The sequence below is a fragment of the Vallitalea okinawensis genome (genome assembly GCF_002964605.1).
Lineage (GTDB): Bacteria > Bacillota > Clostridia > Lachnospirales > PQDH01 > Vallitalea_A > Vallitalea_A okinawensis.
On record NZ_PQDH01000001.1, the window covers coordinates 229,293 to 244,220 of the forward strand.

The 14,928-nt window shown below is 35.0% G+C and carries 14 protein-coding genes; 8 read left to right on the plus strand and 6 right to left on the minus strand.

Going from position 1 to position 14,928, the window contains the following annotated elements:
- Positions 1 to 37 precede the first annotated feature (37 nt).
- Complete coding sequence (gene yajC, locus C1Y58_RS01285; protein ID WP_242985330.1) at positions 38 to 421, minus strand: preprotein translocase subunit YajC; 384 nt, start codon at positions 419 to 421, stop codon at positions 38 to 40.
- Between the two features lie 249 nt (positions 422 to 670).
- Positions 671 to 1,798 (minus strand): tRNA guanosine(34) transglycosylase Tgt, encoded by a 1,128-nt coding sequence (tgt, locus tag C1Y58_RS01290; RefSeq protein WP_105614182.1) that lies wholly within the window; start codon positions 1,796 to 1,798, stop codon positions 671 to 673.
- A gap of 276 nt (positions 1,799 to 2,074) precedes the next feature.
- On the opposite strand from tgt, the gene aroC reads away from it, so the two are divergent.
- Positions 2,075 to 3,172, plus strand: coding sequence for a chorismate synthase (gene aroC / locus C1Y58_RS01295; protein ID WP_105614183.1), 1,098 nt, complete (start codon positions 2,075 to 2,077; stop codon positions 3,170 to 3,172).
- Positions 3,173 to 3,408: 236 nt separating this feature from the next.
- Complete coding sequence (locus C1Y58_RS01300; RefSeq protein ID WP_105614184.1) at positions 3,409 to 4,137, plus strand: YetF domain-containing protein; 729 nt, start codon at positions 3,409 to 3,411, stop codon at positions 4,135 to 4,137.
- A 26-nt stretch (positions 4,138 to 4,163) separates the two neighbouring features.
- Here C1Y58_RS01300 and C1Y58_RS01305 read toward each other — a convergent pair whose 3' ends face one another.
- The gene (locus tag C1Y58_RS01305) at positions 4,164 to 5,930 is read right to left on the minus strand and encodes a methyl-accepting chemotaxis protein (protein WP_105614185.1); all 1,767 of its coding nucleotides are present in this window, start codon (positions 5,928 to 5,930) and stop codon (positions 4,164 to 4,166) included.
- Positions 5,931 to 6,233: 303 nt separating this feature from the next.
- Here C1Y58_RS01305 and C1Y58_RS01310 point away from each other — a divergent pair, with 303 nt between their 5' ends.
- From C1Y58_RS01310 to C1Y58_RS01330, 5 genes are read left to right on the plus strand one after another with little or no spacing between them, the layout of a single operon-like run.
- On the plus strand, positions 6,234 to 6,773 hold the full coding sequence (locus C1Y58_RS01310) for a helix-turn-helix domain-containing protein (protein WP_105614186.1): 540 nt from the start codon (positions 6,234 to 6,236) through the stop codon (positions 6,771 to 6,773).
- A 35-nt stretch (positions 6,774 to 6,808) separates the two neighbouring features.
- Complete coding sequence (gene potA, locus C1Y58_RS01315; protein ID WP_105614187.1) at positions 6,809 to 7,852, plus strand: spermidine/putrescine ABC transporter ATP-binding protein; 1,044 nt, start codon at positions 6,809 to 6,811, stop codon at positions 7,850 to 7,852.
- Positions 7,853 to 8,683 (plus strand): ABC transporter permease, encoded by an 831-nt coding sequence (locus C1Y58_RS01320; RefSeq protein WP_105614188.1) that lies wholly within the window; start codon positions 7,853 to 7,855, stop codon positions 8,681 to 8,683.
- Positions 8,677 to 9,471 carry an ABC transporter permease gene (locus tag C1Y58_RS01325; protein WP_105614189.1) on the plus strand — a complete coding sequence of 265 codons (795 nt, stop codon included), beginning with the start codon at positions 8,677 to 8,679 and terminating at the stop codon, positions 9,469 to 9,471. Before C1Y58_RS01320 ends, C1Y58_RS01325 begins: the two co-directional genes overlap by 7 nt.
- Positions 9,472 to 9,510: 39 nt before the next feature.
- Entirely contained in the window at positions 9,511 to 10,545 is a 1,035-nt protein-coding gene (locus C1Y58_RS01330; RefSeq protein WP_105614190.1) for an ABC transporter substrate-binding protein, read from the plus strand.
- 257 nt (positions 10,546 to 10,802) lie between these two features.
- On the opposite strand, the gene C1Y58_RS01335 is transcribed toward C1Y58_RS01330, so the two are convergent.
- The gene (locus C1Y58_RS01335; protein ID WP_105614191.1) at positions 10,803 to 12,302 is read right to left on the minus strand and encodes a sulfatase-like hydrolase/transferase; all 1,500 of its coding nucleotides are present in this window, start codon (positions 12,300 to 12,302) and stop codon (positions 10,803 to 10,805) included.
- Positions 12,303 to 12,408: 106 nt separating this feature from the next.
- Between C1Y58_RS01335 and C1Y58_RS01340 the strand changes: the two genes are divergently transcribed.
- Entirely contained in the window at positions 12,409 to 13,293 is an 885-nt protein-coding gene (locus C1Y58_RS01340) for an AraC family transcriptional regulator (protein WP_105614192.1), read from the plus strand.
- On the opposite strand, the gene C1Y58_RS01345 is transcribed toward C1Y58_RS01340, so the two are convergent.
- Complete coding sequence (locus tag C1Y58_RS01345) at positions 13,277 to 13,804, minus strand: GNAT family N-acetyltransferase (protein ID WP_242985309.1); 528 nt, start codon at positions 13,802 to 13,804, stop codon at positions 13,277 to 13,279. The genes C1Y58_RS01340 and C1Y58_RS01345 overlap by 17 nt on opposite strands.
- 38 nt (positions 13,805 to 13,842) lie before the next feature.
- Positions 13,843 to 14,868: a tRNA preQ1(34) S-adenosylmethionine ribosyltransferase-isomerase QueA gene (gene queA / locus C1Y58_RS01350; protein WP_105614193.1), complete on the minus strand. Its 1,026-nt coding sequence runs from the start codon at positions 14,866 to 14,868 to the stop codon at positions 13,843 to 13,845.
- Positions 14,869 to 14,928: the final 60 nt, after the last annotated feature.

Consider the following 14,928-nt stretch of genomic DNA (forward strand, 5'->3'; position numbering starts at 1 on the left):
TTCTAAATATTTTAGAAACAGCTTCTTTTAATAATTTTTATTCATCTTCGTCTAAGAAGTCTTCATCTTCATCGAAGTCAAAATCTTCATCTTCAAAATCTTCATCTTCGTCATCGATATCTTCTTCAACTTCTTCAATACGCTTTCTTGTTAAATTTGGCTCACCTACAGATGCAATTGCTTGCTTTGAAATAGGTACTAAAACGCTTTTATTTGTTCCAAATTCAACAATTAAAAATTCATTAACAATGTCAACAACCTTACCATATAACCCACCATTAGTCATGATCCAATCACCAACACTAATTGAGTTTTGCATATCGTCAACAGCTTTTTGACGCTTCTTTTGTGGTCTTATTAATAGGAAATAGAAAATTGCAAATAATGCTCCAAAGTATAAAATCATACCTGCCATGCCCATACTGCCCACGTGAATTCCTCCTTAGTTTTCAATCATCAAGGTATTTCTTCATTAGTTGACTGCCATCACTCCAATAACTTCAACATAATAATTAACATCAAACATCCTAATTACTCTAAGTCATAGACGTATCGTCAAGTACTATCTTCAACTATTTCCGAAAAAGTAATCTATAGTTGAACATAATGGCAATTATAACTAATATAGAATATTATATAGGTAAGCCCTTAATAAATCAAGGGTTGCGAACTATTTTTTCTTAAAACCTTCTAATTTTGCTTTTTTAAATTCTGCATATCTGCCTTCATCAATAGCATCTCTAATTTCTTCCATTAAGGTATTATAGAAATGTAGATTATGAAGAACGCATAAACGCATACCCAGCATCTCTTTTGCCTTTAACAAGTGACGGATATATGCCCTGGAATATGAGCGACAAGCTGGACATTGGCAATCAGGATCAATTGGTTGATCATCTAATTGAAATTTAGCATTTAATAAATTATGTTTACCATTATTGGTATAAACATGACCATGACGGCCATTTCTGGCTGGTAATACACAATCAAAAAAGTCAATACCACGCTCGACTGCCTCAAGAATGTTTTCAGGTGTACCGACCCCCATTAAATAGGTTGGCTTGTTCTGAGGCAAATGAGGTACAACTTCTTCTAGAACTCTATACATCTCTTCATGGCTCTCACCAACAGCTAGTCCACCAACAGCATAACCTGCTAAGTCCATTTCAGAGATACGTTTAGCATGCTCAATACGAATATCTTCGTAAATACCACCTTGATTGATCCCAAAAAGCAATTGATCTTTATTAATAGTATCTTCTAAGGTATTAAGACGATTCATTTCTTTCACACAGCGTTCAAGCCATCTAGTAGTTCTTGCAACAGAATCTACCATATACTCTCTTGTTGCCTTACTCGGAGGGCATTCATCAAAAGCCATTGCAATTGTTGATGCAATATTTGACTGAATTTGCATACTTTCCTCTGGCCCCATAAATATTTTGCGACCATCTATATGAGATGAAAAATATACACCTTCTTCTTTAATTTTACGTAAGGTCGTCAAAGAAAAAACTTGAAATCCACCTGAATCTGTTAAGATAGGACGATCCCAAACCATAAATTTGTGTAAACCACCTAGTTTTTTGATCACTTCATCTCCTGGACGTAGATGCAGGTGGTATGTATTTGATAATTCTACTTGACATTTAATTTCTTTTAAATCTTCAGTTGAGACGGCTCCTTTAATAGCTGCAGCTGTTCCAACGTTCATAAATACCGGTGTTTGGATGACACCATGAACCGTATGAAACTCACCTCTTTTAGCCATTCCATCGGTTTTAAGTAATTTATACATAAACATCTTCCTTCTTGTTGATTTTCCATATGAGTATACAACTTATCCTTTTAAAATTCAAGGGTAAACTAGAACTCCTTACTTGTTTCATTACTAATACTATTTAAAGAGTTTATGGATTTATCTTGTACTTCTAGACAATACCTCGTATAATATTGAGTAATACTTCAACAAACTAAAGTATATCTTTTCTTATACTTTTAATTATAACCTATTTTGATGGCTTAAAATCATTGAAATATCTTGATATCAAATATACATTGGAGGGATGAAAAAATGTCTGGTTCAAGTTTTGGAAAGATTTTTACTGTAACCACTTGGGGGGAATCCCATGGTGAAGGTTTAGGTGTGGTCATTGATGGCTGCCCAGCTGGATTAGAACTATCTGTTGATGACATTCAAGAAGCTCTAAATAGAAGAAAGCCAGGAACATCACAATACACAACACCTCGTAAAGAAGATGATGAATTAAAAATTCTATCAGGGATTTTTCAGGGCAAGACTACAGGGACACCTATATCCTTGATGGTCATGAATACCAATCAAATCTCAAAGGATTATAGCAACATAAAAGATATTTACCGACCTGGTCATGCTGATTTAACATACGATGCCAGATATGGCTTTAGAGATTACCGTGGTGGCGGACGTTCCTCAGGACGGGAAACCATTGGTCGTGTAGCTGCAGGAGCTGTGGCTAAGAAAATTCTTAAAGATTTTGGCGTTTCTTTCTTAACTTATACAAGATCCATTGGTCCTATTGAGGTTAAGGAACCTATTGATACATCCGCTATCTATGAGAATCCTCTTTACATGCCTGATAACGAAGCTTATGAAAGAGCAGCGAGCTACTTAAATGAACTTAAAGCCATGGGAAATTCATCTGGTGGCATAATTGAATGTGTTATTACCAACTACCCTGCTGGTTGCGGCAACCCAGTATTTGAGAAATTAGATGCCATGTTAGCTAAGGCCATTACCTCTATTGGAGCTGTCAAGGGATTTGAAATTGGATCTGGTTTCCAAGCTGCTAAAATGACAGGTGTGGATCATAATGATACTGTTGAAATGGGACCCTTTGGAAATCTCGTCAAACACACTAATCATGCTGGTGGAATCCTTGGTGGTATAAGCGACGGCTCTCCAATTATTTTACGAGCTGCCATTAAGCCTACACCTTCCATATCATTAGAGCAAAAGACTATTACAAAAGAAGGCCAAACAACCAGTATCAGTATTCAAGGTCGCCACGATCCTATTATTGTACCAAGAGCTGTCGTGGTCGTTGAATCAATGGTAGCACTCACCCTAGTTGACGCCCTCTTACAACAACCTACTGCAAACATGGAAAACCTAAGAAAGTTCTTTGAATAGAATCTAAAATTATAAAGGGATATAGAGAGTTTTGTTATGTATTTCAATTCTCTATATCTTTTCTTTTTTATTTAATGCATATAAGGTAATAAATCCAAAAATAATAAATCCTATAGTAAAAATGCCTTCATACAGCAAACTCATAGAATCACTCCAATCTTAAGCATAGTATTCCAAAATAGTAACAAAATAATAATACTTTAGTTACAGAAGATTTTTCGAGGAGTTGTTAATTCGTGAGTTCATATATCGAAATCATCATCCAAACGGCTTTATCCTTTTTTTCAATATTATTTATCGCTCGGTTAATAGGCAGACAACAAATATCTCAATTAACATTTCATGAATATATCAATGGTATCACGTTCGGTTCCATAGCAGGTAATATGGCAACAGATTTAAATAATGAAACCATGCAGCATTTTGCTGGATTGCTCTTATTTGGTGTACTAACCTATCTAATATCTCTGATTGCATTGAAAAATAGAACGTTCAGAAAAGTGGTTGAAGGAGAACCTCTTTTAGTTATTCAAGATGGGAAACTACTTGAGAATAATTTAAAGAAAGCTAGGTACAGTATTGATGAGTTCAATATGCTTTTGAGACAAAATGACTGTTATACACCTGATGATGTAGAATATGGCATCCTAGAATCTAACGGGTTATTAAACATAATAAAAAAAGCTGATAAGCAAAATGTAACATTAGGTGATTTAAACTTAACTGCTAATGAGGATACGATTCCTACAGAACTGATCATTGGAGGACAAATTATCTATGAGAATCTGAAGAAAAGAAGATTGAGCGGTAAAGATCTTATTAAGAAGCTAAAGCAATTTAGTGTAAAAAGAATTGAAGAAGTCATGTACGCTACCATTGATGAAAATGGAAAAATGTATGTCGATAAATATGAAGATGATTTAGAAACGAAAGTTGACTTTAGCGAGGATAGTAAAGGCATATAATAAGAGAGGCTTAAAAGCCTCTCATTTTATATTTTGAATCTTTTCATGCTGGTGTTGAGCTCCTCAGCCAGCTGATTCAAGTCTTGTACCTTTTCAGCAATCTGATTCATGCTTGCTGCTTGCTCTTGGCATGATGCTGATACTTCCTCTGTACTGGCTGCTGTTTCTTCTGAAATACTTGCTATGTTTCCAATTTCTTCACTGGATGCATTGGCATTTTTCGCCAATGCACTTGTCTGCTGTACAACAGCTTTAATTCTATCACTTATGGTTTCAACAGATTGTCTAATTTTATCAAAAGAATCTATAGTTTCAGTTAAAGAATGATTCTGATCTTCAACAGCCTGTTGAGCTTGATTCATCTCATTTGAAGCTACGTCTACTTTACTTTGTATTTTGATGACAATCTCACTGATTTTCTGCGTTGATGTAATGGATTCTTCTGCAAGTGTTCTAATCTCATCAGCTACTACAGCAAAGCCTCTACCGTATTCTCCCGCTCTGGCAGCTTCTATGGATGCATTTAATGCAAGTAAAGTTGTCTGTGATGAAATGCTTTCTATCACATCGACAATATGGCTAATTTCACCAGAAATATTCATCAAATCTTTTATGGCTACATCAGCGTTGGTACAGGCTGATTGATTGTCTCTCATCTTTACTTTTTGTTGGTTAACAGCTTGCTGTCCACTTGCTACACTTCTACCACCATCAGATATTAGTTTGTCGGCTAAACTTATTTCTTCTTGAATCTTGTCCAAACCTTCAACGATTTCAAATATCTCTTCATTTGACTTTTGTGAAGACTGTGCTTGGTCACTTGCTCCTCTTGCTAATTCATCTACAGCAATTGCGACCTGCTCAGAAGAGGCATTCAAATCGCTGCTTAAGTGCATCATATCATTAGCAGACTGGACTGTTGTATTGGAGAGGTTTTTCGTCTGGTTCATAAACTCTCTTATTTGACTGGTCATAACATTAAAAGACTCAGCAAGTTGACCCACTTCATCTTTTGATTTTATATCACAATATACGGTTAAATCCCCATCTTTAACTTGTCCAAGTAATTGATTAAGTACTTTAATCGGTTTCGAAATTCGATTCCCCACATAGAATGACATACCACCTACTAGTAATAATACCATTACTGTTACTATGAGAAGAGTGATATAAAACTTGGTAAAATAGGTCATAGCTGCTTCCGTCTCTCCAGCTACAATCTTATCAATATCATCGACATAATTTCCTGTACCAATCACCCAATCATAAGGCTCAAAATACAGTGAATAACTTCTTTTTTGCTCTGCCACATCGCTTCCTGCTTTTGGGAAATAATAATTTGTGTATCCCCCACCGTCTAAAGCAGCATTTATAATGTTCTCAATAATTCTATTACCTTGAACATCTTTCAAATCCATTCTTATAGTTCCTTCAACTTCAGGTTTTGGTGGCATAAGAACATTCTTACCTTCGGATGTATCTATCCAAAAATAACCGCTTTCGCCATATGTAAGAGATCTAATGGTTTCTTTTGCTAAGGACTTTGATTCTTCTAAACTTATTAAATTTTTTTCATACTGAGAGTAACTATGTTCCATAATACTAACTGCTGTCTCGACTTCATGCTTAATCATTTGATCATAGTCATCTTTTAACATTTTCCCCAATTGATCAATGTTAGCCATTTGCATGTCATAACTGAGCTTAAATGTCATTAACCCAATAACGACTGCTAATAACAAGCACATGGCTACAGTTGATAGAATGATTTTATTACTTATCTTTTTCATCATCCCGCCACTCCCTTATAATGATGTATTATACTTGTAATTAGTGTTAGGTCTCTATGTAAGGTAATTATCAAGTACAAATCTATTATTTCATTTATAGGTGCTGATGTCAATGCAACATTGTTTTCTTCTGTACCATCATCCAAAAATTCAAATTCCTTATTGACATCCGTTTCTTTTTTCCTTATAATATACTTCACAATTCTGAGTTTACTATTACTAAACTTTAATCTTACTAATAAGAAGATTCAATAAATCGGAACTTGACTTTCCTACTAAAAAAATAAAAATAAGATGGTGTTCAATATGGAAATCGGTAAAAGATTAAAAGAATTACGTATAATGAATAATTTAACCCAAGAAGAACTTGCTGATAGAGCGGAATTATCAAAGGGATTTATCTCTCAGATGGAGAACGATTTAACATCACCATCCATAGCAACTTTGACAGATCTCTTACAATGTTTGGGAACTAATTTAAAAGAGTTTTTTAATGAAGCTGAAGATGAGCAAATCATTTTTAAAGAAGAAGATTTTTTTGTTAAGGAATATGAAGATTCTAGATATAAAATTGAGTGGATTGTTCCTAATGCTCAAAAGAACATGATGGAGCCAATTATCGTAGAAATGGAAGTTGGTGGTGAGACAGAGAATGATAATCCTCACGAAGGAGAAGAGTTCGGTTATGTTATCCAAGGTACCATTTATGTCTATGTAGGTCGTAAACGGTTTAAAGCAAAAAAAGGGGAAACATTTTATTTCACACCAACCAAACCTCATAAAATCATAAACGCTGGAAAAACAAAAGCTAAGTTTTTGTGGATTACTACCCCACCCAACTTTTAGAAAAAGACTATAAAGTTTTATTGGAGGTGCATGAAGTGGATAATAAACTCATCAACCTAGTTAATATCCATAAGTCTTTTGACGATACTGAAGTATTAAAGGATTTTAACCTATATATTCGTGAAAATGAATTTCTTACTTTATTAGGACCTAGTGGTTGTGGTAAAACTACTACATTACGTATTATTGGTGGCTTTGAGCAGCCTACAAAAGGTCAAGTTTACTTTGAAAGTAATGCTATCACAAACCTTCCACCTCATAAAAGGAATTTAAATACTGTTTTTCAGCGTTATGCTTTATTTCCTCATCTCAATGTTGTAGACAACATTGCTTTTGGTCTAAAAATTAAAGGGCTATCAAAGAGGAAAATACATACCAAGGTGGCAGAAGCCCTGGATTTAGTTAATCTATCCGGATACGAAAAGCGTTCTATCGATCAATTAAGCGGCGGTCAACAACAACGTATTGCTATAGCTAGAGCTATTGTTAATGAACCTCGGGTACTTCTGCTTGATGAACCCCTAGGTGCATTGGATTTAAAAATGCGTCAAGAAATGCAACATGAACTTAAACGTATGCAAAAGCAATTAGGTATTACCTTTGTCTACGTTACTCATGATCAAGAGGAAGCTCTTACAATGTCTGATACCATTGTGGTTATGAATAATGGTATTATTCAGCAGATTGGTTCCCCCGAAGATATTTATAATGAACCAAACAATGCTTTCGTAGCTGATTTCATAGGTGAAAGTAATATTATAACTGGAAAAATGCTTAGAGATTGTGATGTGTACTTCTTAGACACCCTCTGGACCTGCGTTGACAAAGGATTTGATCCCAATGAAGAAGTTGATGTTATCGTACGTCCTGAAGATGTAGAATTAGTAAATGTTGATGAAGGGATAGTATCTGGAATCGTTACTCACGTGATTTTCAAAGGTGTGCACTATGAAATCTCTGTTGAGTGTAATGACTATACTTGGAAGATACATAGTACACTCATGAAACCTATTGGAACACAAGTGGGTATTAAAGTCATTCCTTTCAACATACACATTATGAAAAAGGTGGTGGCATAGTTGAAGAGAAAACAACTGGCATATCCTTTTGTTATCTGGGTAGCTTTATTTACAGTTATTCCATTATGCTTAATTTTCTACTATGCTTTTGTTGAACTCAATTCTACTGGTGATTATACTTTCACATTGGCTTACTTAAAGAAGTGCTTTGACCCTTTATATGTTAAGGTATTTGCAAAATCCATCTGGCTTGCATTGATTAGTACTGTCTTTTGTTTGGTGATTGGTTATCCTGCCGCCTATATTTTAAGTCGATTACAAACCCAATCAAATATATGGATTATGCTCATTGTATTACCCATGTGGATGAACTTTTTATTGCGAACCTATTCTTGGTTATCACTACTTGAGAAAAACGGTATTCTTAATAATTTCATTGGCATGCTAGGTTTTAACTTCAGAATTAATATACTTTATACGGAATATGCTGTAGTATTGGGTATGGTCTATAACTTTCTACCTTTTATGATTTTACCCATATACACAGTCCTAAAGAAAATGGATCAACACATTATTGAAGCTGCCCATGACCTCGGTGCTAATAAAATAGTTGTCTTTCGTAAAGTTATCTTTCCATTAAGTTTATCAGGTGTTATTAGCGGTATTGCCATGGTATTTATGCCTGCTGTAACAACCTTTGTGGTTCCAAGTATCCTAGGAGGCAATCAAGTGCGTTTGATTGGAAATGTAATCGAGCAACAATTTTTACAAGCAGACAATTGGTATTTTGGTTCTTCTCTATCCATTGTGCTTATGGTGATTATCTTATTAAGCATGGGAATCATAACGAAATATGAAAAAGAAGAAGGTGGTGTCGGTGGACTATGGTAAGTAAAATCAATCAATTTATACAAAGATTCTATTTAGCAATCATATTTATATTCTTATATGCACCTATAGCAGTCCTAATCATCTTCTCATTTAATGAATCACGCTCCAGAGCTAGATTTGACGGGTTTACTTTAAAGTGGTATATCAACATGTTTAAAGACCCACAAATCATGGATGCACTTTACTATACTTTAATTATAGCAATACTCTCATCATTAATAGCTACTATCATTGGTACTGCTGCAGCTATTGGTATTAGTCATATGAAAAAGTTAGAGCGTTCTACACTGATGAATCTGGCTTATTTACCTATGCTTAATGCTGATATTGTTACAGGTATATCATTAATGCTTCTCTTTATCTTTATTGGTTTAAGCTTTGGCATGACAACCATGTTATTAGCTCACATAACTTTTAATATTCCCTACGTCATCCTAGCTGTACTTCCTAAAATAAAGCAGTTAGATCAGCATGTATATGAAGCCGCTCTGGATCTTGGTGCAACACCTTTTGATGCCTATAGAAAAGTCATTATCCCAGAAATCATGCCAGGTATTATTTCAGGTGCACTTATTGCTTTTACCATGTCCTTTGATGACTTTGTGATTAGTTTCTTTACTGCAGGTAATGGTGTATCCAATCTATCCATCGTTATCTACTCCATGGCTAAACGGGGAGTTAAACCTGAAATAAACGCTCTATCCTCCATCATGTTTATATCAGTGTTAACCTTATTACTCATTGTCAATAAACTAAGCTCATCCAATGAAAAAGCACAGAGAAATTAATATATAACATAAAGCTAGTCAATAAGGAGGCAAACAATTATGAAAAAAACACTCACATCATTATATCTTCTACTCATCATCACATTATTTGCTGGATGTGGTAGTCAGCAAGAATCTATCAACGTTTATAATTATGGTAAATATATTGACCCAGGTGTTTTAGAAATCTTTGAAGAAGAAACAGGTATCAAAGTTAATTATGAAAACTATGAAACTAATGAAGAAATGTATCAAAAAGTAAAGGCTGGAGCTAGTCAATATGATGTTATTTTCCCATCTGATTATATGGTGGAAAGAATGGCTTCAGAAGGTTTACTTTTGGAGCTTGATAAAGATCAGCTTTCTAACTTTGAGAATATTATGGATGACTTTTTAGCATTACCATACGATTCAACCAATACTTATTCTGTACCATATTTCTGGGGAACTCTAGGCATCCTTTACAATACTACAATGGTAGATGAAACTGTTGATAATTGGGATATTCTTTGGAATCCTGAATACGATAAGAACATTTTAATGCAAAGCAGCATGCGTGATGCATTTGCCGTTGCATTAAAGTCGTTAGGCTACTCTCTCAACACGAAAGATATGACTGAATTAGAAGCAGCTAAGCAAAAACTCATTGATCAGAGTCCTCTAGTCTATGCCTATGTGGTTGACCAAGCTCAAGATATGATGATTGGTAATGAAGCTGCATTAGCAGTGATTTACTCCGGCGAAGCTTATTACGCTATGGATGCCAATCCCGATTTAGCTTATGCCATTCCAGAAGAAGGCAGTAATATCTGGGTTGATAATATGTGTATTCCATCCACTACAGATAATAAAGAAGGCGCACAGCTCTTCATCAATTTTATGCTCAGACCAGACGTTGCCTATTCAAACGCCAATTATGTAGGTTACCCAACAACCAATCAAGTAACCTATGATGATATGATACCGGAGAAAATGAAAAACCATCCAGCCCTTTATTCTACTGATGCTGCTCATGTAGACGTAGAGTTCTTAAAAGACTTAGGAGACTTTAATCCAATATACGATGAAATGTGGACTGAAATATTAACAAACTAATTATCAAAAGGAGCGAGTTATCGCTCCTTTTTTTAAGAGACTATGACTCCATTTTATATGGGGATTAAACTACTTTTGTATTCTAATAAGCTATCAGGTATTTAATCATTACGTCTAAAGCAGTTCGAAAATATGTTAGGGGTACTATGGAGTAGCCAACCATGGACGGTGAGCTTGGCTGTCTAAGACATGGACGTCTTTTCAGCCAGCGCAATAGTACTCCTAATATGTTTGACTCTACGATAATAAACTTTCTGCTAGCCTTTAAGACGTGTCGCATCCACCATCTCTAATCCTGTACCATAATCCAATTGTCTAGGCTCGTACTCTGCTTCACGTTGACGTGTCATTAATGTATAATCCCATGAAGCCTCCCTTGCATCTTTTCTCCATGGACGTCTTTCCCAATAATAACCTCTGAAGGGATCTCTGGTTTCATTCATCCAATTAAGTAGACGATTATGTATGTCATCGCGAATGGAACTGTATTCATTATTATCAATCAGATTATCCATTTCTCCTGGATCAATTTCAAGATCATATAATTCATCCGTTGCTAATAAGTTAATAACTAGCTTATAGCGACCATCAAATGCACATCGAATAGGTTGGAATCCTCCAAATCCATCATGATCAACTTCATAACGACTAAATTCTATATAGATCGTATCGTTAACACGTTCTCCAACTTGTAGCGTAGGTATTATACTATGTCCTTCAAAAAGCTTAGATTGTTGTAAATCAAAATAATGCATAATGGTGGGCACCATATCAATATGGGATACAGGATCAGTATTGATCTGTCCAGATTCTATGAATTCATTGCACATCATAATAAGAGGGATATTAGTAATCTCATCATACATTGCTGCTCCCTTATTCATTAATGAATGAGAATATAATAGATCGCCATGATCAGATGTATAAATCACTAAAGCATTTGGAATCTGTTCATGAATTGTCTGAATAACGCGACCAATCTCATCATCAACAAAAGAATTACATCCCAAATAATATTGAAAATTCATGTCAAGTGTGTCCTTATTTAATTGTAGTCTATCACCAGCCCAGGCAACATGATGTTCTGGCTTGTTACTTAAATCATCCCATAGATTTTTTGATTTTGGAAATTGGTAATCCTTATACATGTCTGCATAGGGTTGTGGACATATAAAGGGTCCATGTGGTTCATCATAGGATACGACCAAGAAGAAATCCTCTTCTTTACACTGTTCAATAAAATCAATTGCACGATTGGAACAGCGATGACCAAATGTAAATTCTCTTGCAACATCTGTTTCATTCATCAAGCTAGTTTGTCTTGAGAGTAAGCGTTCTTCATCTGTTAATTCTTCTAAATAATTACGCATATCATACCAATAGTCAGCATCCCAACCATCTGGACATTGCCCTAAACCAAAGTAATCGCCTCCATCAACATGCCATTTACCTATATAAGCAGTATGAATCCCTTCTCCATTCAGTCTCTGTCCTATTGTTCTCACATTATCCCCTATTGGCATACTGTTCCCCCAGCTTCCATTAGAATGAGGATAAGTACCCGTAAACAATGCCGATCTAGCGGGACCACAAACAGGTTGGCACGTATATGCCTTTTCAAAACGCATACCCTTACTAGCTAGTGCATCAAGCGCTGGGGTTTTCATATCTGGATTTCCATAACACCCCAGCATATCTTTTCTCTGTGTATCAGTCATAATAAATACGACTTGTTTCTTTGTATTATTCCGATTCATAAATATTCCTCCTGATTGGTATTTACTTTTATTATAAATAATTTATAATAAAAATAAATGGTTATAATCGATATTGATTTGTCAAATTCCGATATGAGGTGATGAGATGAAGAATTTTCCTTTACATATAGCAGAGATAAATCCCTATATAAGAAAAGCAGGCTATGAGACATCCAGTAACTGGCATGGGCAAAAGAGGAGGATCTATGATCATGAATTTATCTTCGCTGAAAAGGGTAAAGGCATCATTACCATAAATGATCGTTCCTATCCAATACAACCTGGTGCCCTTTTCTTAATCAAGCCGGATACATCTCATTATTTTGATATAAAAGATACTGATGGTGCAGTCTATTGGATTCATTTTGATTATTTTTATCGCCATGACGTTATGGATCTTAATCGTCTTGTGCAAAATGAAAGAAGTGTTTTGTTTAATCAACACTTGCCTAATCACAATCTATTAAGATACGAACCTGTTTTTGAAAAGGGTTTTGCATTGTCTGATTATATGTTAGTAAAAGATATTAAAACAATCTCTTCAATATTTAAAACTATTATTTTGCTTCATGAAAAAAAAGAAGCTCTATGGGAGCTTCAGGCAAAAATTCAACTTCTTCAATTATTTGAATACCTATTTCATCATCATCTTACAAGAGACACATCAACCCAAATAGTGGATTTATGCCCCTATCTGGTGGCTTATATTGAAAAAAATTATTACAAAAAAATAAGCCTCTCACATCTCTCTCATGTAACAGGCTATCATGCTGATTATATTAGTAAGAAATTTAAACAAGAAATAGGTATGAATATTACAGTTTATATTCATACTGTTCGCATAGCTCACGCAAAAGATTTACTACTCAATACGGATTACTCGATTAGTTATATTAGTAACCTTGTTGGTTACTCAGATCTTTATTACTTCAGCAAAATGATGAAGAAATATGTAGGTATGAGCCCAACAACTTTTAGAAATTCTCATTAATTAATGCATACCTAAGATGATCTTCCCAGATACCGTTAATGTTCAAAAATCTTGAAGACATTCCCTCGAAAGAAAACCCTAGTCTTTCCACAACATGGGATGACCTCTTGTTATGAGGCATAATATTAGCTTCCATTCGATGCAATCCCATATCATGAAAAGCAATATGGATGCAAGCTTTTAATGCTTCTGACATATAGCCATGACCTTCTTCTTCTTTATCCAGTTTATAACCTAAATAGCAGGATTGAAATGTACCACGGATAATATTGCTAAGACCAAAGTTCCCAATAACTTTTTTCTTATAATCTTCCTTTTTAAAAAGCCAATACCGTAAGGACTTACTATCCATTATTTTTTTATATTCCAATTCCAATAAAATTTTCTGATACTCCAAAGAGTAAAAGGGATAATCCCTCCTTGACTCCCATGGTTCAAGAAAGCTTCTATTACGAATGTAATAGTCAAGGACTATAGAAGCATCTTCAGGTTGTAAAACTTCTAAAATCAAACGCTCTGTCTCGTATTTATGTTTTATCTTCTTCTCTCTCATTTGATGAACATAGCATCGCCAAAACTAAAGAATCTATATCTTTCTTTAACAGCAGTTGTATAGGCATTCATTATATTTTCTTTACTGGCTAATGCAGAAACTAACATGATCAGCGTGGACTCAGGTAAATGGAAATTGGTAATTAAGGCATTTACCGCTTTAAACTGATACCCTGGATAGATGAAAATATCTGTCCATCCGCTACCTGCTGCGATTTTTCCATTTTGATCAGCAACAGATTCCAATGTTCTAGAACTTGTTGTCCCAACAGCGATAACGCGTCCACTATTTTCTTTGGTCCTATTAATTTTATATGCTTCTTCTTCTTCAATAAAATAATATTCAGCATGCATATCATGTTCATCAATATTTTCTACTTTAACAGGTCTAAATGTACCTAATCCAACATGAAGTGTTACGTAAGCAACTTCTACACCTTTTGCTCTAATCTTTTCTAATAGCTGATCAGTAAAATGTAATCCTGCCGTCGGCGCAGCTGCAGACCCACGGTGTTTAGCATAAACTGTCTGATAACGGTCTTGATCTTCTAGTTCAGCAGTAATGTATGGAGGTAAAGGCATTTGCCCCAACTCATCTAATACTTGTTCAAAGATGCCTTCATGTTCAAAGGTGACTAAACGATTACCACCTTCCATAACTTCATTCACAGATGCCATCAATCTACCGTCGCCAAACTGAATCCTTGCTCCTGGTTTCGCTTTTTTCCCTGGTTTCACCATAACTTCCCATTGATTATTCTCTTTCTTATTCAAAAGAAGAAATTCTACCTTTCCCCCAGACCCTTCCTTGGCGCCTATGAGTCGTGCAGGTAATACTTTTGTATTATTAAGGACCAGGCAGTCACCAGGGTTGAAATAATCTATAATATCTCTAAATACTTTGTGCTCAATAGCACCTGAATCTTTATCTAAGACTAAAAGCTTTGAACTTGTCCGGTCTTCCAATGGATACTGAGCTATTAGTTCTTCTGGTAAATCAAAATAAAAATCTGATGTTTTCATTTTCTTCCAACTTTCTTCCCTATTCTTTATAAAATCACTTATATACCTCTTATTATTATA

Bases quoted from the DNA above. Each gene is read 5' to 3' on its own strand.
- C1Y58_RS01325 (WP_105614189.1), top strand. From the start codon at position 8,677: ATGGTAAGTAAAATCAATCAATTTATACAAAGATTCTATTTAGCAATC.
- C1Y58_RS01340 (WP_105614192.1), top strand. From the start codon at position 12,409: ATGAAGAATTTTCCTTTACATATAGCAGAGATAAATCCCTATATAAGA.
- C1Y58_RS01330 (WP_105614190.1), top strand. From the start codon at position 9,511: ATGAAAAAAACACTCACATCATTATATCTTCTACTCATCATCACATTA.
- C1Y58_RS01335 (WP_105614191.1), bottom strand. From the start codon at position 12,302: ATGAATCGGAATAATACAAAGAAACAAGTCGTATTTATTATGACTGAT.
- queA (WP_105614193.1), bottom strand. From the start codon at position 14,868: ATGAAAACATCAGATTTTTATTTTGATTTACCAGAAGAACTAATAGCT.
- yajC (WP_242985330.1), bottom strand. From the start codon at position 421: ATGGGCATGGCAGGTATGATTTTATACTTTGGAGCATTATTTGCAATT.
- C1Y58_RS01310 (WP_105614186.1), top strand. From the start codon at position 6,234: ATGGAAATCGGTAAAAGATTAAAAGAATTACGTATAATGAATAATTTA.
- tgt (WP_105614182.1), bottom strand. From the start codon at position 1,798: ATGTATAAATTACTTAAAACCGATGGAATGGCTAAAAGAGGTGAGTTT.
- aroC (WP_105614183.1), top strand. From the start codon at position 2,075: ATGTCTGGTTCAAGTTTTGGAAAGATTTTTACTGTAACCACTTGGGGG.
- C1Y58_RS01305 (WP_105614185.1), bottom strand. From the start codon at position 5,930: ATGATGAAAAAGATAAGTAATAAAATCATTCTATCAACTGTAGCCATG.